The organism is Halomonas sp. ATBC28 (assembly GCF_005937175.1).
Classification (GTDB): Bacteria; Pseudomonadota; Gammaproteobacteria; order Pseudomonadales; family Halomonadaceae; genus Vreelandella; species Vreelandella titanicae.
Genome location: NZ_VCQL01000013.1, coordinates 120,835 through 143,345 on the forward strand (window position 1 = coordinate 120,835; position 22,511 = coordinate 143,345).

A 22,511-nucleotide genomic window follows, 5' to 3' on the forward strand; every position below is an offset into this window, starting at 1 on the left:
TATTTAGAACGTTTGAAATATGGGGGAAGAACAGCATCACCGCCCGCCTGCTACATCAATGAATGACCCCGTTACATAAGAGGCTTCGTCCGAGAGCAACCAAGCGATGGTATTAGCCACTTCTTCAGCGCTACCGCCACGCTGCATAGGAATCTGGGGAGCTAAACGATCAACCCGCCCTGGTTCTCCACCATCGGCATGCATATCAGTGTAGATAAAACCGGGGCGAACGGCGTTAACACGAATCCCCGAGCCAGCAACTTCGCGAGACAACCCCTTGGTTAGGGTATCCATGGCACCTTTCGATGCAGCGTAGTCAACATATTCAAAGGGCGAGCCTGTTTGCGAGGCAAGCGATGAGACATTGACGATTGCACTACCTGCTGGGAAGCGCCTGACGGCTTCTCTGGAGCACAGAAAACAGCTGACCACATTGCTATTAAGCACTTGGTTGAAGCGCTCAAGGTCGATATCGACCAGCTTGGATTGAGTAAACAGAATGCCTGCATTGTTAACCAAATGTGTCACCTTGCCAAAGCGCTCTTCTGCTGCATCAAACAGGCGGATAACGTCAGCTTCACTGCTAACATCCGCTTGACAGGCAAACGCTCGACCACCCGCTCGAATAATGCAATCAGCCACATCATCTGCCAGCTCCCTATTAGCAAGATAGTTCACGCACACTGCATAGCCTTTTGCGCCTAGCAATTTTGCGGTGGCCGCTCCGATACCTCGGCTTCCCCCTGTCACGATGACCACTTTCGACATAACGTTTCCTCGCTGGCTCTTTAGTCACAAACCCACCTTGCACATTAAACCCACGATAGTTCTTTGGGTAGCGCCCTTTTAGCTACTGCAAGTTAATTAATTGACTGGCTATTGATTTCTTGCCACCTTACAACTACTGTATATAAAACCATATCAAAAGAGGTGAACCATGACATCTCTTGGAACACCAAGCTCCTATAAGGGTCGCGGGGCAACGTACGATCCGCACAATCGTTTTGCGCCTACCCGCAGCGAGGAGGAAGATGACGGCTGGTGGCGGGAAGAGGCCTCTACGACTATCGCCACCGAAGTGCGTGAGGAGGTGAGCAAAAGTGCTTTGTCGTGGAATCGCTCGCCAGATTTACCTTTTGATCGCTCGCTGAACCCGTATCGCGGCTGTGAGCACGGCTGCGTTTACTGCTATGCCCGCCCTTCTCACGCCTACTGGGACTTATCCCCAGGGCTGGATTTTGAAACCAAGTTGATTGCCCGCAGCGGATTGGTAGAGCGGTTATCCGAAGAACTGTGCCACCCTAATTACGTGTGCCGCCCGATCAACCTTTCCGGCAACACCGACTGTTATCAACCGTTAGAAGCTACCTACAAAACCACTCGCCGCCTGCTGGAGCTGCTACTGGAGTGTCGCCATCCGGTAACGCTGGTGACTAAAAGCACCTTAGTGCTGCGCGATTTGGAACTCCTGGCGGAGATGGCCGAACACCGGCTGGTGCGCGTGTTTGTCAGTTTGACCAGCCTGGATGCCAACTTGAAACGCACATTAGAACCACGGGCGGCATCGCCTCAGGCGCGCTTGCGGGCCATTCGTGAACTGAATACCGCAGGTGTTCCAGTTGGTGCGCTCATTTCGCCGGTTATTCCGGGGCTAACCGATCATGAAATCGAAAAGCTCTTGGAAGCCGCCAGCCGTGCAGGGGCGAGAACCGCCGCCTGGATGCTGCTACGTTTACCCTATGAAGTGGCACCGCTGTTTGAAGCGTGGTTAGAAGCGCACTACCCTGAGCGCGCCGCAAAAGTGATGAGCCTAATGCGTCAGTGCCGTGGCGGTAAAGCGTACGATGCCAAGTTTGGTAAGCGCTTTCGCGGTGAAGGGGTATTTGCCGATTTAATTGCACAACGCTTTGCCCGCGCCAGCCGTCAGTGGAACATGCAGGATCGCACCGAGCAGGGCTTGAACACCCGGGATTTTCGCCCACCCCGAGCGCAGCAGGATTTATTCATTTAAGCTAAGCAGCACGCGCATAAATCAGCTGCAAAGGAAGCCGAATGCCTGCTCTAAGCAAAACCAAATCGAGTTTTTACCGCCGCTTATACGTCGCCCATTTGATCGAACAAGGTACTACCAGCGTGCCTGCACTAATCGAGGCCACCGGCATGCCACGACGCACCGCCCAGGATACGATCGCCTCCCTTGCCGAGTTGGATATCGAGTGTGTATTTACTAAGGATGACGGCGAGCGCCACAACATTGGTCGCTACCAGATACGTGATTGGGGGGCGATAGATCCACGCTGGGTGGCCACCCACGCCGAGCGGCTTAAACAGGCGCTTGGCTATGCAATTTAGCCATTTTCATCCGACTCTGCCCAGGCCAGCCGTGCAGCGTTGAGGGTAACCGTCAGCGAGCTTGCCGCCATGGCGAGTACCGCCACTAGCGGGGGGATCGCCATCAGCACCACCAGCCCGAGTGCCAAGGTATTGTAGAGCGCTGAAAAGAACAGATTCTGAATCATGATGCGCCGCGTGCGTTTAGCAGTGCTGAGCAGTTTGACTACCCCACTAATACCTGGCGTCATTAGCTGTGCGGAAGCCCCTTCGCGGGCGGCTTCGCTGGCACTTAGCGGAGCGATGCCAACATCTGCCGCGGCCAGGCTCAGAGTATCGTTTAAGCCATCCCCCACGTAGAGCGTTGGCGATGGCAACCCCTGCAAAAGCCGCGCTTTGGCTTCAGGCGAGCGCTGGGCATAGCAAGCTTCTCTTCCAAGCCCCACCTGTTCACCTAACCAACTAACCGCCCCCTGCCGATCGCCGCTGATCATTGCCACCACATACCCTGCATCTAGCAGGTGTTTCACGCTTTTTTCAGCATCTTCCACTGGTTGATCAGTAAGATAGAGCGTGGCTAGCCAGCCTGCACTATCAGCTACCATCACTTGAGAAGCAAAGGCCAGCGTCGTGTCCTCCTCGTGGTCTGGCAGCGCTATCTGATGGCGAGAAAGCCAACCGGCGCTGCCTACCATCAGCCATTCACCGTTACTTAAGCGCACATGGCGCCCTTCCCCAGGCGCTTCGTTTACGTCCACGCATTGCTCGCGATGTTGATCATGTTGGCTGCCCGACCAGCACGCTAACGCTTGTGCCAAGGGGTGTTCGCTGCCAGCAACAGCGGCTCTGAGCTTGCGCTGCAAAGTGTGCTTATCAATGCCCTCCCGAGCCTGCCAGTGCAGCACCGAGTGGCTGCCAGTGGTTAAGGTGCCGGTTTTATCCAGCGCTACCGAGCGAATGTGAGCCAAGGTTTCGAGCGCTGCCGGGTCGCGTAGCGCAACACCCTGCTGCATGGCCTGGCCACTACCGGCAAGACTTGCCAGCGGCACTGCAAGCCCCACGGCACAGGGGCAAGCAACCACTAACACCGACAGTGCGCGCACAAAGGCATCCTCCCAGCCCAACCCAAGTAGCAGCGCAGTGGGCAGCGTTAGCATCGCTAGCACTAGCGCTAGTGGGCTTAGCCATGCGGCAAAACGGTCAGCGAGTTTCTGCAATTCGCCTTTTTTGGCCTGATAGCGGCGCATTTCGTCACACAGCCGATCCAGTCGCCGCTTGCCTACCCCAGCACTCACCTGCATTACCATCGGCGTTGTCCCCAGGTAGCGGCAGCCCGCGTAGACCTTCTGTCCTGCATTAAAGTAGCGAGGCAGGCTTTCGCCAGTAAGCGAGGCAGTATCGATCCAACCTGGGGCTTCCAGAATCCCATCAAGGGCTATCGACTCACCGGGCTCTAGCTCGACGCGCGTTCCCTTCGTCACTTCATCCACAGGAACCGATCCCCAGTGCTCGTTCTGCCAAACCGTTATGTCATCATTAGGAAGCGCCAGGGCATCGAGCGCTTTTAGCCCACGGTGGCGGCACAGCGTTTCCACCAGCCGACCAACCAGTAAAAGCACAATCAGCATCACCGCCGTGTCGAAATAGACCTCTGCAGAACCGCGCCCTAGTAGCCAAACCGAGACCACCACCGCGCCGATAACACCCAGGCTAACTAAAACATCCATGCCGGGGCGCTTGGCGAGCAGCGTGCGCCACCCGGCCCGGTAAAACGGCACGCCTGCGAACAGCACGACAGGTAAGGAAAATGCCCCCGATACCCACGCCACCACCAGTTCAATCCGCTCCGAAGGCAATGCACCCGCATATATCAATAGTGAAGCGAGCATCGTCCACATGCCGAACAGCGAACCGACCATTAGCCTCAGCGTCAGGTAGCGGCTCTCCTCTTCTAAACGCCCATGGGCATCTGCCACCGGCTCAAGTTCCGTAAGCCGATAGCCCAAACGTTTAACCTTTGGGGCGAGCGTTGGGAGCTGGATAGCGACAGGTGTACCGCTGATACAGAGCGTTGCGCTTGGGTAGTGGACGCTAACCTCACGCACGCCTTCAAGCCGCTTTAGAGAGCCCTCCACGGCCAGGGCACAGCTGGTGCACCACATACCGTGGAGGGTATAGAGCTGCTCTTCCTCTTTGTTAAGCGCATCGCTTACAGGCAAGGCGGAATACCAATAATCGGCATTGCAGCAAACACAACGCTTAAGGTAGAGAAAAGATACAGCCCGGCGGAAACAGTGGCATTAAAGCGCAGCCGCCCTTCATGGCGCCTAGCCATGCGGCAACAACCCACTGTTAGCACCGCCAGTAACGCAATCGCCGTGATACTAACCACCAGCAGCATCGCGTTCACCAGGGTGAATACGCCCTGCTCGGGAGAGGGCGGCGCCACAGCACAGGCCACTGCGTGTCCGCCATAAACCGCCACAAACCAGATGCACCAGAGCGTTAAGCCAATCACAAAATGCAATGGATGGGTTAAGTGTAAGCGCTGAGCCATTGCTTAACTCCCTATCACACGCGGCAACACGGCAAGCGTGCCCACGAGTATCCAGAACGTCACCAGGTTATAGCGCCACCACTGAGCAACCACAGCTGGTTCGAAAGGCGCATGGGCACCCACATAGCCATAACCTACCCGCAGGCCCTGAAGCAGGGTCAGCACCGCGCCTAAACCGCCGTGTAGCAGCGCATAGGCCAGCCCAACCATAATGATCGCATCATGGGAGGTCTGGGTAATCGCCAGGTCTGCACTCAGCAGCACCCAAAGCGTTATCGCAACCTGCACAAAGCCTAGAGCACTGATGCAATACATGCCCACAGCCAGCCCCGCATCCTTACCCTGGCGCAAACCGCGCACCAGTTTTTCGAGAATTCCCATGCCAGCGGTTAGCGCCACCCCGGCAAGGATCAGCCCCACCAAGGAGAGCGGTGAGGTCTCAGGCATCCGCCACTCGGGTGAGACCGTCCATAGATAGAACCAGCCAAACAGGTAAGAGAGAAAGAACGAACCATTAGCAAGCAGCGTGATCGACATGGCCCATAAGCCTGGGCCATCCATGGTGCGCGAGTGCAGCGGTGGATCACCGGGGGCTACCTCTGCATCTGGCGCCGCTTTTGGATGCGCACCATTCTCCCAAGACCAGCGCAGTAGAAATAGTCCGGCCACGACAACGGCTATACCCGCCAGCGGATATAGCCGCGTCAGCAGGCTTAAACACACCACGGCCAATGCCATTGCGGCGAACAGCGGCCACCAGGAGTTACCCGGCAGGTGAATGATTTCACGCACTTTGCCCGTTAATGGGTCGGTGCCCCACATCTCCCGCCGGCCATGGGTAGCCACCGCCAAGCTATGTTGCCCTCCTGCCATGGTGCGCGGTAGATCCGGGTCATCCCATAGTGGGTGGCGCGTATCGATCTTTGGCAGGCTGACAAAGTTATAGGCGCTGGGTGGCATACTGTTAGCCCACTCCAGGGTATCCGCGTTCCAGGGATTATGCTTAGCGGGTTTGCCGAAACGGAAGTGCAGCGCAAAATCCAGCAGCACCATGGCAATCCCCGCCGACATAATAAAGCTACTCATGGATGACAGCAGGTTGAAAATATCCCAGCCCATGCCCGTTTCATAAGAGTAGACCCGCCGCGGCATCCCCAAAAGGCCAGTCCAGTGCATGATCAAGAAAGTGCCATTAAAGCCCAAAAAGGTGAGCCAAAAGCCCCATTTTCCCAGGGTTTCAGAAGGCATTCGCCCTGAAAACAGCGGCAGCCAGTAGTAGAGTCCGGCAATCAGCGGGAAGAACATGCCCCCCACCAACACATAGTGCATATGCGCCACCACAAAGTGGGTATCGTGCACCTGCCAGTTAAAGGGCACCAGCGCCAGCATTACTCCAGTCAAACCTCCACACACGAAGATAATCAGGAAGCCCATGATCCATAGCATTGGAAGCTTCATTTTGGGCTTACCCAGCCATAGCGTAGCCAGCCAGACAAACACCTGAATCGCGGTAGGTACCGCCACCAGCATACTGGCCGCGGAGAAGAATGCTTGAGCCAGTTGCGGAATCCCCACGGTAAACATGTGGTGAACCCATAGTCCGAAACTGATAAAGCCTGTCACGGTAATGGCGAAGACCACCCAGCCGTAACCAACGATCGGACGGCCAGCAAACACTGGTATCAGCGTGGAGACAATGCCCGCCGCAGGCAGGAAAATGATGTAAACCTCGGGATGGCCGAACAGCCAAAATAGGTGCTGCCATAGAATCGGATCACCGCCACCGGTCACTTCAAAAAAGGGCATCCCCACTGCGCGCTCAAGCTCCAGTAGAATACTGCCCAGAATCAGCGGCGGGAAACCGACCACGATCATCAGCGCCATGGCAAGGATATACCAGGCAAACAGCGGCATTTTGTGCAGCGCCATGCCCTGAGTGCGTGTACGCAGTATCGAGACCACCAATTCGACCCCGGCAGACAGCGCGGAGATCTCAACGAAGGTGATCCCTAACAGCCAGAAATCTGAGCCCAAACCCGGTGAATACTCGCTGCCACTAAGCGGGGTATACATAAACCAGCCGCTATTAGGCGCCATCTCCAGAATCAAACTAAACGATAGGATGATACCGCCAAACAGATAGCACCAGTAACCCAGGGATGTTAGCCGTGGGCAGACCAGATCTCGGGCGCCGATCATCTTGGGAATCATATAAATCGCCAACCCTTCCAGCATGGGGATGGCGAACAGAAACATCATCACCGTGCCATGCATGGTGGTGACTTGGCTATAGATATCCGGCGACATAAAGTCTTGATCAGGGAGCGCCAGCTGGGTTCGCAACAGCATGGCTAACAGCCCGCCGAGCAAGAAGAACGCCATCCCGGTCACCATAAAGCGCAGGCCGAGAGTGGTGTGATTCACAATGGTGAGGGCTTTTAAGCCACGCGGATTGCCCCAGATATCGTGCAAGTCACTGTGCAACTGGTTGGGGCCTGCGATGTTATCGCCTTCTGGGGTCGCTTCACGGTTAATGGTGGTCATGGGGTTAGCGTCTCCAGCCAAGCCCCCAGGGACGCCAAGGTGGCCGTCTCAATATCATCGTGGGGCGGCATTTTGTTGCCCGGTTTTAAGCGTTGGTGGTGCTTAAGCCAGTGGGTAACTGCGCCCTCCTTCATGGCTATTATCCCTGCCCCTAGGCTAGTCCGACTGCCAAGATCAGAAAGATCCGGCCCCTCCTCCCCAGAGGATAGTCCCGCTACCCGGTGGCAGCTCGCGCAATGGGTCATAAATGCCTCCCTGGCAGGCTCATGCTGCTGATCGTTTGCAGCTAGCGACGATAATGCTTCCGTTTGACGGGCGGCCAGCCAAGCGTCGTACTCGTCACGCCCGACGGCTTCCACATAGAGTTGCATCTGGGCATGTTGGGCGCCGCAGAACTCTGCGCACTGAGCACCAAATACCGCCGGCTCGTCCGCTTCCAAGCGTATTTTGTTCACTCGCCCTGGGATCATATCGATCTTGCCGCCCAGGCGAGGCACCCAGAAAGCGTGAATAACGTCCGCACCAGTAACGTGAAAATCAACTGGCTCACCAGCGGGCATGATGAGCTGATTTGAAGTCACCACCTCTACCCCTTCTGCGCCGGGGTAGCGCACTTCCCACCACCACTGGTGGCCAATCACTTCAATTACCTCCGGCGGTTCTGCCAGGGGCAACGGTAAAAGCCGCTGGCCGGTGGGCACACCAAAGGCCAGTAGTGCGGTAATGCTGACCACCGGCAGCACAATGCCACCGCCAATAATCCAGCGACGCGCTATTTTTCGCTCCTCGGCAGGCGTACGTACAACCTCCTTGCGCTTGAAGGTATACAGCCAAAAAGCAGTCACCAGCACCAATACCACAGTGCCAAAACTCAGCATTACCCACCAAATCATCGCCACGTCTCGCGCGGCTTGGCCTGCCGGGTCTAGAATAGACTTATCCCCCGCGCAACCGGCTAATAGCAGGCCGACTAACAGCGCTAGCGGTGTGCCAAGTGAGTTGACCCGCTGCTTGGTTAAGCGTTGAATAATCAGCCTCATCCCTTGAATTCCTTTTTCTGCCCACAGGAAGTGATCATGGCAAAGCCTCGCCAGCGCTCGATTAAAAGCCACGCATCTCTCGCCGGCCATCCGCTTCATCCCGTAATGATTCACTTTCCCGTCGCGGCCCTGATGGCGCTGGTGGCAAGCGATATCGGTTTCCTGCTTAGCGGCGACCCATTCTGGTTGCGCGCCAGCTTGTGGCTGGCCGGTGTCGGCGCATTTGGCGGTTGGATTGCCAGCACGGCAGGCATTATTGACCTGGTCACTGTGCCGCGCATTCGCCGCCTGATTACCGGCTGGAGCCACGCTATCGTCGCGGTGGTGATGCTCTCGTTGGCGTCGCTGAACTGGCTGCTGCGCTTCAACGACCCGAGTGCGATTTTGCCTTGGGGGCTGGCCGTATCGCTGCTCACCGCCGCGTTGATCGCTTTGGCAGGCTGGCTGGGTGGGCAGTTGGTGTATGAGCACGCCGTGGGGGTCGACGTTGAGGATTAAAACTAAGCTGTTAAAAGACACGGCTTTAGCTCCAATCCAGTGGCTTAGCTAACACAAGCCCCAACACACCTATAATGCCCGCTAACGCAACACATAGCGCCGTCCAGTTGGCGGGTTTTACCCAGCGGTAGTGGCCCATCTCAAGGCGCAAGATTAACCAGCCAAAGCTGCCATGAGCGGCGACCATGGCCACTACGGCACCCAGCTTTAAGATCAGCCAGCCGCCCAACACACCATGGATGAGAAATAGCAGCGTGCCCGAGGCAATAGCCACTAAAGCGGCCGGGGTAGCGACTGAGTTATAAAAAAACCGCGGCATGGGCGGTGTGCCCTGAGCGAAGCCCGCGTCTTTGCGAAGCTGCAGTGCCTGGCTAAGCAAGGCGGGCAGATAAAGCAGTGAGCCGCACCAGATCACTAGCGCGGCAATGTGAAGCAGTTTAAGCCAAGGCATCGGGGCTTCCTTGCGTTGCGTAAGGCGGGGGCAGATCCCCCCTAACCTTAGTCAAAGCCCCCCTTTATGGCTAGCCGTTCAACTTACCTGGATCTCATAACCAGTGAATTTGCGGAGATTAATGACCCCACTATCAAGGATCAAATACTGCCCTTTGACGCCTTGCAGCACGCCTTCGACCAGCGGCTGTTTATCAAAGTTATGCGACACCACTTTTTTGGGAAAAACGCTGACGGGGTAGTGAAAATGTTGCGCTGGCTGTTCCAACAAGCGAATGGCGTCCGCACCATGGGTTTCGCGCAGTTGGTGCAACCCATCGGCTAGCAGGGTTAGCAAACGGTCACGCTCGGCACTTAAATCCATGGTTTCGACGTCGCCCTTGAGCATCGCACGCCAATTGGTGCGGTCGGCCACCTGCTCTTTAAACAGCATTTCGACAAAACCGGACTGCTGACGAGTATCCACTTCAAGAATCGGCAGCGCCTGGATCGCGCCTTGATCCAGCCAGCGGGTAGGCATTTGGGTTTTGCGAGTGATGCCGACTTTAAGCCCCGACGAGTTAGCCAAATAGACGATATGGGGCTGGAAGCAGTGCCGCTCGCCCCACTCCGGCTCACGGCAAGTGCCTTGGAAAAAGTGGCAGGTTTCCGGCTTCATAATGCAGGTATCGCACTGGGCTAGCCGCTTGAAGCAGGGGTAACAGTGGCCTTGGGCAAAGCTCTTCTTGGTTGCTCGCCCGCAGTGGGTACAGGCAATTGCTCCCGTCCACCGCAAACTAAGCGGCTCACCGATACGCTCGTTAAGCGCAACACGGTGCTCACCCGCGCGTAAGTGGTAAACCACCGGCTGATCTTGGCGGCCAGGTAGCGCTGCCGCCATTTTGCTTAAACAGCCCTGTACTGAAAAGCCCGGTACTGCCGCTTCAATCACGCGTGGCATCCCGTGCCAAACCCGCCATTTCAGGCGTTACGCCAGCACCGCTAGCCGCTGCACCGCAGGTACGCTGCTCTAAATACCCTACGCGACTCTCTTCCGGCACGTTGTTCTCCACCTCAAAGCGCATGACGGCTTCCAAGCAGAGTTCGGTCTGTTCCGGCGTTAAGCGGCGACCGTCGGGCCATTTGCGCAGCGATACCGCCTGTTTAAGGCTTTCATAAATCGCTGGGGTCATCTGGTTGATCATTTTTTCGAACGTCATTTCGCTCATTGCAGGCCTCTTAACGGTTTTTCAAACGGCGGGATGAATAATACCAGCCTGTGACAAGCCCCACGAGTAGACCGCCCAAATGTGCTTCATTAGCGACATTGCCAAAACCAACGCTGCCCGCCATATCAGTCATGGTGAACACCATCCAGCCGAGCATAAAGACCACCAGCATTTGCGGTACAAAGAAGCCGCTTTGGGGCACCCTGCGTGACATCAACCAAACGTGGGCCAGTAAGGCATATACCACCCCGGACATGCCACCGAATAGCACGGTGCCGGTCGCGTACTGCGCCACATTCGCGCCAACGCCCGCCACAATCAACAGCAGTAACATGGTACGGCTGCCTTGGAGTGCTTCAATCTGACGTCCGAAGTACCACACCCACATCAGGTTAAATATTAAATGCATCCAGCCAAAGTGCAGAAAAGCAGGCGATAAAAAGCGCCATACTTGTCCTGACGTAAGCGTTTGAGACAGATTACCGAAGACCAGCTCACCCCCTGAAATACCTATCGGCACGATGGTTAGAGTGACAATCAACTGGTCACCAAAAACACCAATCAGGGCAAATACCACCAGACTAATGACAATCATCAGCGCCGTTACCGGCACTTGCTTTAACGATGCCAAGAAGTTGGTCATGGTGCGCGGGCGCTGAGCAGCCTGATGAAGCACCAGGGGTTCGCCCCGCTGCCAGCGCTCTAGCAGTGCTTTAAGTTCGCCAAGCTGGCGTGGGTCGGCTATCCATAGCAGTTGGCCGTCCGCTTCATCGGTAATGCGGTGACCAATGCGGTGGCGCCAGAGTGCTTGGCGAAGTTCACTGGTATCCGCGTGATCGGGCAGAAGCATCACTGGATGCATGACATCCCTCTAATCAAAGCGCTTGCGGCATGCTGACCGCAGCGGGTAGCTATTGAAGACAACTACTGAATGAACCACACGGTTGCCAACAAACAGGCAAAAAAAACCGGCGGTGGGAACCGCCGGAGAATAAAAGCAAGGGATCATTCAAGGGAACACTTACTCAGATGGCCAGCGGCAGGGTTAGTTCAGCCGTTTTGAAAAAAATATGTAATTTTATGTAATAAAATGAAACAACTGTTAATCAAAGTCGATTTCCCAGGGTTTGGGCAGCGCCCTTTCCTCTTTTGGTACCTTAATCCACACAAAATGGTCGGCATTTAATACTCTCTCACCACTCCAGCGATAAGCCACTAAACGCCCATATTTCACGGCACTGTAATCTAGGCAGGCAATATTATGTGTCGGCAGTGCCGGTATGCCTTCACACCAGTAGTGGCCGATAAACAACGGCGGCTGCTCTGGCCCGTAGTAGCTAAGTTTCTGGCGCTCTTCGTGGGTCAATGCGCGCGTTTCAAGGTCGCCGGGCAAGTTATCCGGTTGAAAGACGACATCACCCCACTGCTGAGGTGCCTGGGCCCAAAAGTGGGCGCGAAAGCTTTGTCTTGTAAAGCCATCGCCAGAGTGTATCGCAATACCTTTGGGTAGTGAGACATGAGGGCCCCGGGTGAGGCGGTCTAAAATTCGAAACGCCTGGGTTTTGGAGTTGGTGGACTCAATCAGAAACTGTGTGTCCATGCAGTAATCAGGGCGGCGCTGTTTCAGCTCTTCAATCAGCGCCTCATCCCAGCAGGCATGCACCACGCGGATACCATCGATTTCCAAGCACAAAGGGATGGTTTTAAACCACGCCAGGGTGTCTTCCCACTCGTTGGTGTAGTCGCGATACTGCTCTAGGGTGTCCTGAATAATACGATTATGCCGCGGCGTATGTTCGCGCAACCAGCGTTTGTGGCTACCTGCAGGCCCAGGATGGGTATACGCCAGGGCGTTATACTCGTGATTACCCATGACGATATACGCTTCGCCCTGCTCGACCATTCGCCGGGCAATGGTCACTGCCAGGCGAATTCTCGGGCCACGATCAATCAAATCACCGAGGAAAATCACTTTGCGACGCGGGTGGCGATAGACGCCGTTGCGCTGGTGGTAACCCAATTTTTCCAGTAGTGAGGCCAGCGTAGCACCGCAGCCGTGGACATCGCCAATGAGGTCGTATCCCTCCATACTCAATCCCCCAACCGATGGCTCCAGCCTAATTTGCTGCGCAGCACTTCGTAAAAATTATGCCCGATGGGGTGCACCAGCTGGATACGCTCAGGCTTGCGGGTAATCACCAGCACATCGTTGGGCTTGGCTACCGCGCGAGTTTGTCCATCGCAGCTGATATGCGGGTAGGACTGGTTGGTTTCGCCAATGTGAATACGTATTTCACTAGCGGCATCGATCACAATGGGGCGACTCGACAGCGTATGCGGGAACATCGGCACCAGCGTCACAACATCCAGTTTGGGGTGCATGATCGGCCCGCCGCCAGAGAGCGCATAGGCCGTAGAACCGGTGGGAGTGGCAACGATCAAGCCATCGCTGCGCTGGCTATACACAAACTGACCATCGATAAACAGCTCAAACTCTATCATGCGCACCGCTTTACCGGGGTGCAGCACGACTTCGTTCAAGGCATCGCCATTACCTACGGCAACGCCATTACGGTAGAGCACAGTATCGAGCAAAAAACGCTGTTCAACCTCAAACTCCCCCGCCAGCACTTCACTGACGCGGGTTTCCAACTCATCTGGGGAGATATCGGTAAGAAACCCCAAGCGGCCCCGATTAACGCCTAAAATCAGCGTACCGCTGCGGCATAGCGCACGCGCCGCGCCCAATAGACTGCCATCGCCCCCTACCACAATCACCAAGTCACACAGCTCGCCCAGCATGCGGCGGCTGGCTTCCGGCTGACCATGGTGCGGTATGACAGTAGCGGTGCGATCTTCCACTAATACCGAGTAGTCATGGGCGACTAGGTAGGTTACCAACCGCTGAAGGGAGTCGACCACTTTGTCACTCCCCAGCCGACCAATCAGCCCAATAGTTTTAAAGGTTCTGCTTGATGGATCGCTGGAGGGCGCTGACTTAGCGTCTGCTGATAAGGTGTTGCTCATGGGCCGACTCTCGCTAACATAAGTCGCCATTATGGGGACACCTCAGCTATCGGGCAAATAGGCTTAGCTAACGGCTACCTGACGACGCTGGCACCACCAGTGATTGAGCCATAGGGAGGCGGCCATGATAAGTGCCCCCAACAGCAAACGCGGAATATCCGCATCGCGGTTCCAAATCACTAGATTGACGATTAGCCCCGCCGGCACCAGCGCATTATTCATAATCGCTAAAGTGCCTGCATCTACTTTGGTGGCGCCCTGGTTCCAGGCAAAATAGCCCACGCCAGAAGCCACTAGCCCCAACCATGCGAGCACGCCCCACTGTAGTGACGTGGTAGGCAGTGCTGCGCTGTTACCAAAGAGTAAATAAGCAGGCAGGGCCACGACCATCGCGCCAATAAAGAACCAACCAAACACGTTGTGCCACGCCAGGGTAGGTGGCAAATCAGCGGCTAAACGGCGATAGCCTACCTGACCAAGCGCGAAACAGAGGTTGGCCCCCTGCACAACTAAAAAGCCTGCCCAGAAACCGCTATCAACGCCGTCATAGCGAATCACCCCCGCCCCAACGACGGCGAGCAGTGCAGTCACGATATAAATCGGCGTAAAACGCCCAAACAGCAGATCATCCAGTAGCGCGATATAAATAGGCGTGAAGATAGTAAACAGCAGCACTTCAGGTACCGACAGCAGCAGAAAGGATTGATAGAAGAAGGTGTACATTACTCCCAGCTGTATAGCACCTAAGCCCATAAGCGCCAGCCGGTGCTTACCCCGCAGAAGGCTGGGTCTTAAAAAAGGCAGGAAGACCAGGGTAGCAAGCGTTACCCGCAAAAGTACTGCAAAGTAGCTGTCGACCTGGCCCGCCAAATAGACGCCTATCAGCGAAAATGAGAACGCCCATAGCGCCGTGACGCCTATCAAATAACCCATCGTAAACCCCGACTTGTAAATTAGTTTACCGGGATTATACGCACCTGGATCAGGCTGCCAAGTAGTTAACGTCTGCAAGGGTCTTTAGTTAACGCTGCTGCAACCACCAAAAAGCATACACGACACCGGGCAGCCAGCCCGCTAGGGTTAGCAACACAGCTACCCCTACTCGCTTACGACCACCATCAGTTAGCCCTACCGCCAGCGGCGGCAATAGTAACGCAAGAGCATAGTAGGCGAATTTTAACGCTCCAGGCTCCGGGACAGTTTGTTCCGCTTGCTCTAAGGGCGTCGCTTTAGGCGGCGTGGCTTTGGCAGACGCGGCTTCGGCAGGCGCTGGATCAACGTTAGACGTCGGAGTGAAGTGCTCCACTGAGCTGGAGGCTGGTTCAGCCGCGGCCTTAGCTGCCCGCTCCTGGGCAAGTCGGTGGGCTTCTTTATCAATTTTTTGCTCTAGGGTTTCAGCCCCTTCTGCCAGGTCATCGTGATAACGCTCCCAATCCTCCCAGTCGTGAGGCGTCCCCGATTTTGGCCGCTGGTGACCGGAACCCCGCGCACGCTCCCAGGCCTTCTCTTCCAAGGTATTTGGCCGGTCAGGGTCGCGGTCGAGCCCTACCCCTTTGCGGTTTAAGTACTCACGTGCATCCATGAGTAGCTCCTTATTTCGTTAACTTGCAGGTCATTTGAGCAGTTAGAAAATTAACGGCTTAGAAAATTCAGTACTTATAGCGTTGAAAAAACACGGCTTGCAGTTAGAACACAGCGGCTTAAATCGCCTACAGTGAAAGTGTTGAAGCTACTTTAGCACTTAGCGACGACTTATCAGTTCGCATAATTTGCGATACCCGATTTGCCATAGCGCTGAATACGATGAGCGAGGAGCGCCCACCATGAATAGAGCAACCCCTAGCATCGTCCGCGATATCATGTCCCGTGATTGCTACCGCGTTTCACCCAACGCCTCGATAACAACCTTGGCCAAGGGGCTGGCACTGCATCGCCTGCCTGGCGCACCGGTTGTGGATGAGAGTGATCGTTTAATCGGCTTTATTTCGGAGCAGGATGTCATGGGACGTGTGCTGGACAGCATTTATCATGACGATGAAGCGCCCCTGGTGAAAGAGATGATGCGCCACGAAGTGCTCAGCGTCTCTCCCAATAAAAGCATTACCGACCTAGCCCAGGAGATGCTAGGCCCTAAACCCAAAGTCTACCCAGTAGTGGAACAGCAGCGTCTAATAGGAATTGTGACACGACGTGATATCCTGGTAGCGCTGCTGGCTATACGTCGCCACTAGCAGAGTGCTTAACGGTTTCAAATCAGGTGTCGAAGAACAGTTGAGCTTTAGACAAAAAAAAGCCGCTACTCAAGAAGTAGCGGAAGCAAGGGATCAAAACAAAGAGCCAGGACAACAACTTTAGCGACTGCTATCGCGATGTTGCCTGTACATACTCAGACACGCTATGAAGTAAAAGTTCGCAAAAAAGTAAAATTTCCGACCCGAGCGGCGCCAAGCGTATAATAACGTAGCTATTTATTAACGGATGACGCCCAGGAGCAGAGCGAATGGCGCTGTATTTATTAGTGTTTGGAGTCTGCTTACTCGTGATTGGTGCGGTAATGCTGGTGCTGATGACGTCAAGCACCCCACGTTACCGTACTGAGCCTAAAGATTTACTGGCGCTGTTTGATAAAGCGCTCAGCAGCAAAGTGAGCGAAACCGAGTGGAACGCGATAATCGGTTACCCTATTCGGCACAACGAGTACTTGGACGGCATCAGGCGCCGTGCCGCACACCTGATGGAACAGCACGGCCGCCGTTGGATGGTTGCCCAGGGCAAGCCGTTGCTCAATCAAGAGGGACAGGCAGAGCTTCAGGCCCTTCGCGACCATTTATCCGCCCACACTGCCCTTCGCCAGCAGTAGCTGTTGTGTTTTGAAGGCGTATTGCGGTTCAGGAGACCTAATGCAATTCAGGAGAACTGCATGCCCAGTACCATTCGACAAATACCGCTAGCTAGCGCTACACATCACCACACACATGATTTTCATCAGATTGTGATTACGCTATGCGGCTCTTCAGAATTTGAAATTGAAGGCTTGGGTGGGCGAGTAAATGCATTCTCGGGCTGTATCGTGCCCGCTAACCACGAGCACTACTACTCAGGTTACGGCCATAACCGGCAGTTAATTTTCGATCTTCCCGAAGACGCCCCTGCGCTAACCGGTGAGAACCGCGAACTGGTAGCACTATTCGATGCCCCACGCTTTTTTGGCCTAGATAACGCACTACGCCACTACCTAGCGTTTATGCAGAGCGAACTTGCTCAAGGGTTGGATACATCGACAAACTCCTTTCAGCAAGACCGTTTAGCCGCCACGCTTTTGGGTTCACTAAAAGCGCGCCTAGGTACTACCGCCAACAGTACGCAGCAGCGCCTGGATTTGACGCGTATTAACCGCTTTATTCGTCAACATCTCGCCGAAGACCTGCGCGTCGCCGATTTAGCGCGGCTAGCCTGTCTAAGCGAAGCGCATTTTTCCGACTGCTTCCGCGCTCAAACGGGGCTTTCGCCCTGGCAGTACGTCAAGCGCCAACGTCTACATGCGGCCCGTCAACTGATCCTGCAAAGCCGCTTGCCCCTCACCGATATTGCGATTCAAACCGGCTTTGCCAACCAAAGCGCGCTCTCTCATGCATTTCGCCGCAGTTACGGATTATCGCCGCGGAAATTACGTCAGGCAGATGTACCACCGATCTCGATTAACCCATCAAACGCTGCTTTAGGGTCAGTAGCAGGCCAGTAAAAACTCTACTAAAGTCGTATAAAGGCTACTCTTGCCGCGAAATTGACACGTTTTGCCCTGAAATCAACATACACCAAAGGTAGCTGCACTCTACATTCGCTTATTTGCTTGGGCGAAATGCCCTGTTACCCATTTGTTCTGTTCAGACTTTCGGGGGCTTCAATGCTCAATGCCAACCACATGCGTGACCCTGCCATCTGGCAAACCGATCTCGACACCCTCATGGCGCGCGTTAGCGACCACTACCTAGTGGACGAAAATAGTTACGTCAGTGAACTGATCGAGGTGCTGAATGCCAACCGCGAAGATTTCGCCCGCATTGAAGCCAATACCGCTGCGCTGGTTGAGGACGTCCGTAAGATGGACACGGCTGTCGATACCATCGACGAACTGTTACAGCAGTACAGCCTGGATACCCATGAAGGCCTGATGCTGATGTGCCTTGCGGAAGCTATGCTGCGCATCCCCGATAAAGCCACCGCCGACGCCTTGATCGAGGACAAACTCGGCCCCGCCGATTGGCAGTCTCACCTAGGTAAGAGCGAATCCTGGATGGTCAATGCCTCTACGTGGGGCTTATTGATGACTGGCCGCGTGCTGAAAATGGATCACCCTAAGGAGGGTCAGCCCGCCAGCTTTATTAATCGCATGGTCAATCGCATGGGCGAGCCGGTTATTCGCCGTGCCATGTACGAAGCGATGAAGATCATGGGCAAACAGTTTGTGCTGGGCCGCGATATCAATGAAGCCCTCAAGCGCTCCAAACCACTGTTCAATAAAGGCTACACCTACTCTTACGATATGCTGGGTGAAGCTGCGCGCACCCGGGACGACGCACAGCGCTATTTTGACGACTACGCACGCGCGATCGAGCAAGTGGGAAAAACCTGCAAAACCTTAAGCGATAAGACCCCGGCGCCGTCGGTCTCCATCAAGCTCTCTGCGCTCCACCCCCGTTATGAGTTTGGCCGCCGCGAGCAGGTGCTAGCTGAGCTGGTCGACACCGTTATCAAGCTAGTGAGCAAGGCGCGCGAGCTGGATGTGGCCGTTACGATTGACGCTGAAGAAGTTGATCGCCTGGAGATTTCCCTGGAAGTCTTCCGCGCGGTTTACGAAAGCGCAGCCGCCAAAGGCTGGGGGCACTTTGGCTTGGTCGTCCAGGCTTACTCCAAGCGCGCCCTGCCGGTGCTGCACTACATCAATCGTTTGGCCGACCAGCAGGGGGATGAGATTCCGCTACGCTTGGTCAAAGGCGCCTATTGGGATACTGAAATCAAAGAGTCCCAGCAGCTCGGGATTGACGGCTACCCGGTGTTTACCCGCAAAGCGGGCACCGATGTTGCCTACCTCGCCTGTGCACAGTTCCTGCTTTCTAACGATACCCGTGGGCGTATTTTCCCTCAGTTCGCGACCCACAACGCTCACACGGTGACGACGATCCTGGAGTTCGCCAACCGCGACAGCCGTCCATTCGAATTTCAACGCCTACACGGCATGGGTGAAGCCCTTTATGACGCCGCGCTTGAGCGCGCACCGAAAGGCACCTACTGCCGCATTTATGCCCCGGTGGGAGCACATAAAGACCTGCTGCCCTACCTGGTTCGTCGCCTGCTTGAGAACGGTGCCAACTCATCGTTTGTTCACCAGTTGGTCGACCCGGATGTACCGGTCAAGTCACTGTGTCAGCACCCGATTGAGACCCTGCGCCAGCAGAAAAACCTGGCCAATGCGAACATTCCACTGCCCAAGGATATTTACGGCCCTAAACGACGCAACTCTCGCGGGGTCAACCTGAACATTCGCAGCCACTACTACCCGCTGATGGAGAAGATGGCCGCGTTTATGGGCAAGCAGTACCCGGCCAAGCCGCTGCTGGCCTTTGAAGTCGCAGACGACACAGCTAATACCCATAGCGTCACCAGCCCTTATGACCGCCGCAAAACTGTGGGCAGCGTGCAGTGGACCAGCAAAGAGCAGGCAACCCAGGCCCTGGATGCTGCCTGGGCCGCCTTCCCCCGCTGGGATGCTACGCCCGTGGCTGAACGTGCCGCTATCGTGCGTCGCCTGGGCGATTTGATGGAAGAGCATATGGCGGAACTAATGGCACTCTGCTCCCGGGAAGGTGGCAAGCTACTTACCGATGGCGTCGATGAGATCAGAGAAGCCGTCGACTTCTGCCGCTTCTATGCCATGCGCGCAGAAGAGGACTTTGGCGAAGCGATTGTGCTGCCCGGCCCCACCGGCGAATCCAACCGCTTGATGATGGGCGGCAAAGGCGTATTCGCGGCGATTAGCCCCTGGAACTTTCCAGTGGCAATTTTCTGTGGCCAGGTAGTGGCCGCGGCAGTGGCTGGTAACACCGTACTGGCCAAACCGGCGGAGCAGACCTCCATTATTGCCCACCGGGTCATAGAGCTGCTCTACGAAGCCGGTATGCCCCGGGATGTGGTTCAGCTACTGCCCGGCGATGGCCCGACGGTAGGCAGCGTGTTGACCTCCGACTCGCGGATTACCGGCGTGGTCTTTACGGGTGGCACTGACACCGCACAAATTATCAACCGCGCCCTGGCGGCAAGGGAGAACGCCCCGCTGCCCACGTTAATCGCCGAAACCGGCGGCATGAACGCCATGATTGTCGACTCCACTGCCCTGCCCGAGCAGGTCGTGGTGGATGTGGTTCAGTCAGCCTTCCAGAGCGCCGGGCAGCGCTGTTCGGCACTGCGCGTATTGTATCTGCAAGACGATGTTGCCGACCGAGTGATCGAAATTCTCAAAGGCGCCATGAACGAGCTACACATTGGCGACCCCCGCGAACTGGGAACCGATGTTGGTCCTGTCATCGACGAAGACGCCCGCAAAGGCCTGCTGGAGCATATCGAAAAACTCAAGGCTGAAAATCGCCTTGTCGCTGAAACGCCAATGGCCGCTGAGCATACCCAGGAGGGTACTTTCGTAGCCCCCGTCGCTTTCACTATCGACAGCATCGATGCGCTGACCCGCGAGCAGTTCGGGCCAATCCTGCATATCGTGCGCTACAAATCTAGCCAGCTTGATAAGGTCATCAACGACATCAACGGTCGCAACTACGGCCTGACGTTTGGCGTGCACAGCCGCAACGAATCGTTTGCCGCTGAAGTCGCCCAGAAAATGCGCGTGGGTAACGTGTACATCAACCGTAATATCATCGGTGCCGTGGTGGGCGTGCAGCCGTTTGGTGGTCAAGGCCTTTCAGGCACTGGCCCAAAAGCCGGCGGCCCTCACTATCTGCAGCGCTTTGTCACCGAGAAAACGATTACGAATAACACCGCCGCCTTAGGCGGGAATGCGTCGCTGTTGGCGCTAGGCGATGAGTGAACTACTCATCAACATCACTAACCTGAACTCCTGAACAGGAAACTATCTCATGGTCGAAAATAATATAGGGATCGTTACATACAAAGGCACCACAGACCTTTCTGTCTTCATCTATAGCGGGCTCACCAGGGCCAATAACATGGATATGAAAAGGGGCTAACAACAACAAGACTGCGCCACTACCGTACTCTTCTCGGTATGCGCACTAACCTGTCGGAGCTAGCTCCGTCCTGAATAATTGGAGAAGTTACATGGCTATAGGTGTTTGGATCAGTCTCATTGCGTACTTTGCGCTAATGATCGCCATCGGTATTTATGCGATGCGCAAATCCACCTCTTCATCCGAGGATTACATGCTGGGTGGCCGTACCCTCAGCCCGAAAGTGGCAGCCCTGTCGGCGGGTGCTTCAGATATGAGCGGTTGGTTGCTGCTGGGTTTACCCGGTGCAATGTTCGTCTCGGGTTTGGGCTCGGCGTGGATCGGTATTGGTTTGCTCGTGGGGGCGCTATTCAACTGGATTCTGGTTGCTCCGCGCCTGCGTGAACAGACCGTTCACTATGGCAATGCGATCACCATTCCGGCTTTCCTGGCAAACCGGTTCCCAACACGGTCAATGTCACTGCGGACAGTCTCCGCTGTCGTCATCGTGATCTTTTTCGCGGTTTACACCGCCTCAGGCTTAGTGGCTGGCGGCAAGCTGTTCGAAAGCGCGTTTTCCGGCATTTACAACTTCGGTGATATGAGCAACTACGGCATGGGTGTCATGATCACTCTGGGCGTCGTGCTTATTTACACTGTTGTCGGGGGCTTTCTGGCAGTGAGTATGACCGACTTCGTGCAAGGGTGCATCATGATGCTGGCACTGGTGATCATGCCGGCGGTGGTTCTCTTTGGTGAAGGTGGCGGCGGCTTCTCCCAAGCGTCACAGACGCTGAACGAAGTCGACCCCACCCTGCTATCCTGGACATCGGGGCTGACCTTTATCGGCTGGCTTTCTGCGGTGACCTGGGGGCTGGGTTATTTCGGACAGCCGCACATCATCGTGCGCTTCATGGCAATCCGGACGCTCAAGGATGTGCCGATTGCCCGCAACATTGGCATGAGCTGGATGCTGATCTCCCTGATTGGTGCCGTTTCTCTGGGTATATTTGGTCGGGCCTATGCAATCCGCAATGGCCTGGATGTCCAGGATCCGGAAACAATCTTTATTATCCTGGCGAATCTGCTCTTCCACCCGCTGATTACCGGCTTCCTCTACGCGGCGCTACTGGCTGCGGTCATGAGTACCGTTTCCAGTCAGCTTCTAGTGGCATCCTCATCACTGACTGAGGACTTCTATCGTCTATTCCTGCACAAGAACGCCACTGAGACGCAGTGTGTCGCCGTCGGCCGTGTCTGCGTGGTACTGGTGGGTATTGTGGCCGCCGTTATTGCCTCTGACGAAAATTCTCAGGTACTGGGTCTGGTCAGTAATGCTTGGGCAGGCTTCGGTGCAGCATTTGGGCCGCTGATCATTCTATCGCTGATGTGGCCTCGCACGAACGGCAATGGTGCCATCGCGGGCATGGTAGTGGGTGCTCTCACGGTTATGATCTGGATCTCGCTGGGCTGGAACGGTGAGTTCATGGGTGGCCCTGGTGTGTACGAAATCATTCCTGGCTTCATCGCGTCCTTCATTGCCATCCTGGTGGTGAGCAACATGACTAACGACTCTGGTGAATATCAACATATTGAGCGCTAAACGAGCACGTAGGACGCA

At 55.5% G+C, this 22,511-nt stretch carries 21 protein-coding genes; 8 read left to right on the top strand and 13 right to left on the bottom strand.

Features of this window, described 5'->3' with window-relative positions:
* Positions 1-36: 36 nt before the first annotated feature.
* Positions 37-768, bottom strand: coding sequence for an SDR family oxidoreductase (locus E0L35_RS15860; RefSeq protein WP_022523005.1), 732 nt, complete (start codon positions 766-768; stop codon positions 37-39).
* 169 nt (positions 769-937) lie between these two features.
* On the opposite strand from E0L35_RS15860, the gene E0L35_RS15865 reads away from it, so the two are divergent.
* Together E0L35_RS15865 and E0L35_RS15870 are read left to right on the top strand one after the other, a co-directional pair.
* The gene (locus tag E0L35_RS15865) at positions 938-2,011 is read left to right on the top strand and encodes a PA0069 family radical SAM protein (RefSeq protein WP_009287094.1); all 1,074 of its coding nucleotides are present in this window, start codon (positions 938-940) and stop codon (positions 2,009-2,011) included.
* Between the two features lie 41 nt (positions 2,012-2,052).
* Entirely contained in the window at positions 2,053-2,352 is a 300-nt protein-coding gene (locus tag E0L35_RS15870) for a winged helix-turn-helix domain-containing protein (RefSeq protein ID WP_138800833.1), read from the top strand.
* Here E0L35_RS15870 and E0L35_RS15875 read toward each other — a convergent pair.
* From E0L35_RS15875 to coxB, 4 genes are read right to left on the bottom strand one after another with little or no spacing between them, the layout of a single operon-like run.
* A complete protein-coding gene (locus tag E0L35_RS15875) occupies positions 2,349-4,493 on the bottom strand; it encodes a cation-translocating P-type ATPase (protein ID WP_138800853.1) in 2,145 nt (714 codons plus the stop codon). The two genes, E0L35_RS15870 and E0L35_RS15875, sit on opposite strands and share 4 nt — an antisense overlap.
* A 47-nt stretch (positions 4,494-4,540) precedes the next feature.
* The gene (locus tag E0L35_RS15880) at positions 4,541-4,888 is read right to left on the bottom strand and encodes a hypothetical protein (RefSeq protein ID WP_138800834.1); all 348 of its coding nucleotides are present in this window, start codon (positions 4,886-4,888) and stop codon (positions 4,541-4,543) included.
* A gap of 3 nt (positions 4,889-4,891) precedes the next feature.
* Entirely contained in the window at positions 4,892-7,432 is a 2,541-nt protein-coding gene (gene ctaD / locus E0L35_RS15885; protein ID WP_138800835.1) for a cytochrome c oxidase subunit I, read from the bottom strand.
* Positions 7,429-8,472: a cytochrome c oxidase subunit II gene (coxB, locus tag E0L35_RS15890; protein ID WP_138800836.1), complete on the bottom strand. Its 1,044-nt coding sequence runs from the start codon at positions 8,470-8,472 to the stop codon at positions 7,429-7,431. The genes ctaD and coxB overlap by 4 nt, the downstream gene beginning before the upstream one ends.
* 36 nt (positions 8,473-8,508) lie before the next feature.
* On the opposite strand from coxB, the gene E0L35_RS15895 reads away from it, so the two are divergent.
* Positions 8,509-8,970 carry a DUF2231 domain-containing protein gene (locus E0L35_RS15895; protein ID WP_022522999.1) on the top strand — a complete coding sequence of 154 codons (462 nt, stop codon included), beginning with the start codon at positions 8,509-8,511 and terminating at the stop codon, positions 8,968-8,970.
* A gap of 25 nt (positions 8,971-8,995) precedes the next feature.
* Here the strand turns inward: E0L35_RS15895 and E0L35_RS15900 are convergent, their stop codons facing one another.
* The 8 genes from E0L35_RS15900 to E0L35_RS15935 form a co-directional block, all read right to left on the bottom strand.
* A complete protein-coding gene (locus tag E0L35_RS15900; RefSeq protein WP_022522998.1) occupies positions 8,996-9,421 on the bottom strand; it encodes a CopD family protein in 426 nt (141 codons plus the stop codon).
* A gap of 78 nt (positions 9,422-9,499) precedes the next feature.
* The gene (locus tag E0L35_RS15905) at positions 9,500-10,360 is read right to left on the bottom strand and encodes a DUF2797 domain-containing protein (RefSeq protein ID WP_051430530.1); all 861 of its coding nucleotides are present in this window, start codon (positions 10,358-10,360) and stop codon (positions 9,500-9,502) included.
* The gene (locus tag E0L35_RS15910; protein ID WP_022522996.1) at positions 10,344-10,628 is read right to left on the bottom strand and encodes a DUF1315 family protein; all 285 of its coding nucleotides are present in this window, start codon (positions 10,626-10,628) and stop codon (positions 10,344-10,346) included. The genes E0L35_RS15905 and E0L35_RS15910 overlap by 17 nt, the downstream gene beginning before the upstream one ends.
* 10 nt (positions 10,629-10,638) lie before the next feature.
* Positions 10,639-11,490: a rhomboid family intramembrane serine protease gene (locus E0L35_RS15915; protein WP_009287098.1), complete on the bottom strand. Its 852-nt coding sequence runs from the start codon at positions 11,488-11,490 to the stop codon at positions 10,639-10,641.
* Between the two features lie 240 nt (positions 11,491-11,730).
* Positions 11,731-12,717: a metallophosphoesterase gene (locus tag E0L35_RS15920; RefSeq protein ID WP_027958679.1), complete on the bottom strand. Its 987-nt coding sequence runs from the start codon at positions 12,715-12,717 to the stop codon at positions 11,731-11,733.
* A 2-nt stretch (positions 12,718-12,719) separates the two neighbouring features.
* Positions 12,720-13,655 (bottom strand): NAD(+) kinase, encoded by a 936-nt coding sequence (locus E0L35_RS15925; RefSeq protein ID WP_027958678.1) that lies wholly within the window; start codon positions 13,653-13,655, stop codon positions 12,720-12,722.
* 63 nt (positions 13,656-13,718) lie between these two features.
* A complete protein-coding gene (locus E0L35_RS15930) occupies positions 13,719-14,588 on the bottom strand; it encodes a carboxylate/amino acid/amine transporter (RefSeq protein WP_022522995.1) in 870 nt (289 codons plus the stop codon).
* Between the two features lie 88 nt (positions 14,589-14,676).
* Complete coding sequence (locus E0L35_RS15935) at positions 14,677-15,237, bottom strand: YqaE/Pmp3 family membrane protein (RefSeq protein ID WP_138800837.1); 561 nt, start codon at positions 15,235-15,237, stop codon at positions 14,677-14,679.
* Positions 15,238-15,478: 241 nt separating this feature from the next.
* Here E0L35_RS15935 and E0L35_RS15940 point away from each other — a divergent pair, with 241 nt between their 5' ends.
* The 5 genes from E0L35_RS15940 to putP all read left to right on the top strand — a co-directional run bounded on the left by E0L35_RS15940 (position 15,479) and on the right by putP (position 22,493).
* Positions 15,479-15,886, top strand: coding sequence for a CBS domain-containing protein (locus E0L35_RS15940; protein WP_022522993.1), 408 nt, complete (start codon positions 15,479-15,481; stop codon positions 15,884-15,886).
* Positions 15,887-16,155: 269 nt separating this feature from the next.
* Positions 16,156-16,515 (top strand): hypothetical protein, encoded by a 360-nt coding sequence (locus E0L35_RS15945; RefSeq protein WP_138800838.1) that lies wholly within the window; start codon positions 16,156-16,158, stop codon positions 16,513-16,515.
* A gap of 60 nt (positions 16,516-16,575) precedes the next feature.
* A complete protein-coding gene (locus tag E0L35_RS15950) occupies positions 16,576-17,397 on the top strand; it encodes an AraC family transcriptional regulator (protein ID WP_022522991.1) in 822 nt (273 codons plus the stop codon).
* A 162-nt stretch (positions 17,398-17,559) separates the two neighbouring features.
* Positions 17,560-20,751, top strand: a complete 3,192-nt coding sequence (gene putA, locus E0L35_RS15955) for a bifunctional proline dehydrogenase/L-glutamate gamma-semialdehyde dehydrogenase PutA (RefSeq protein WP_138800839.1) — start codon at positions 17,560-17,562, stop codon at positions 20,749-20,751.
* 251 nt (positions 20,752-21,002) lie between these two features.
* Complete coding sequence (gene putP, locus E0L35_RS15960; protein WP_138800840.1) at positions 21,003-22,493, top strand: sodium/proline symporter PutP; 1,491 nt, start codon at positions 21,003-21,005, stop codon at positions 22,491-22,493.
* Positions 22,494-22,511: the final 18 nt, after the last annotated feature.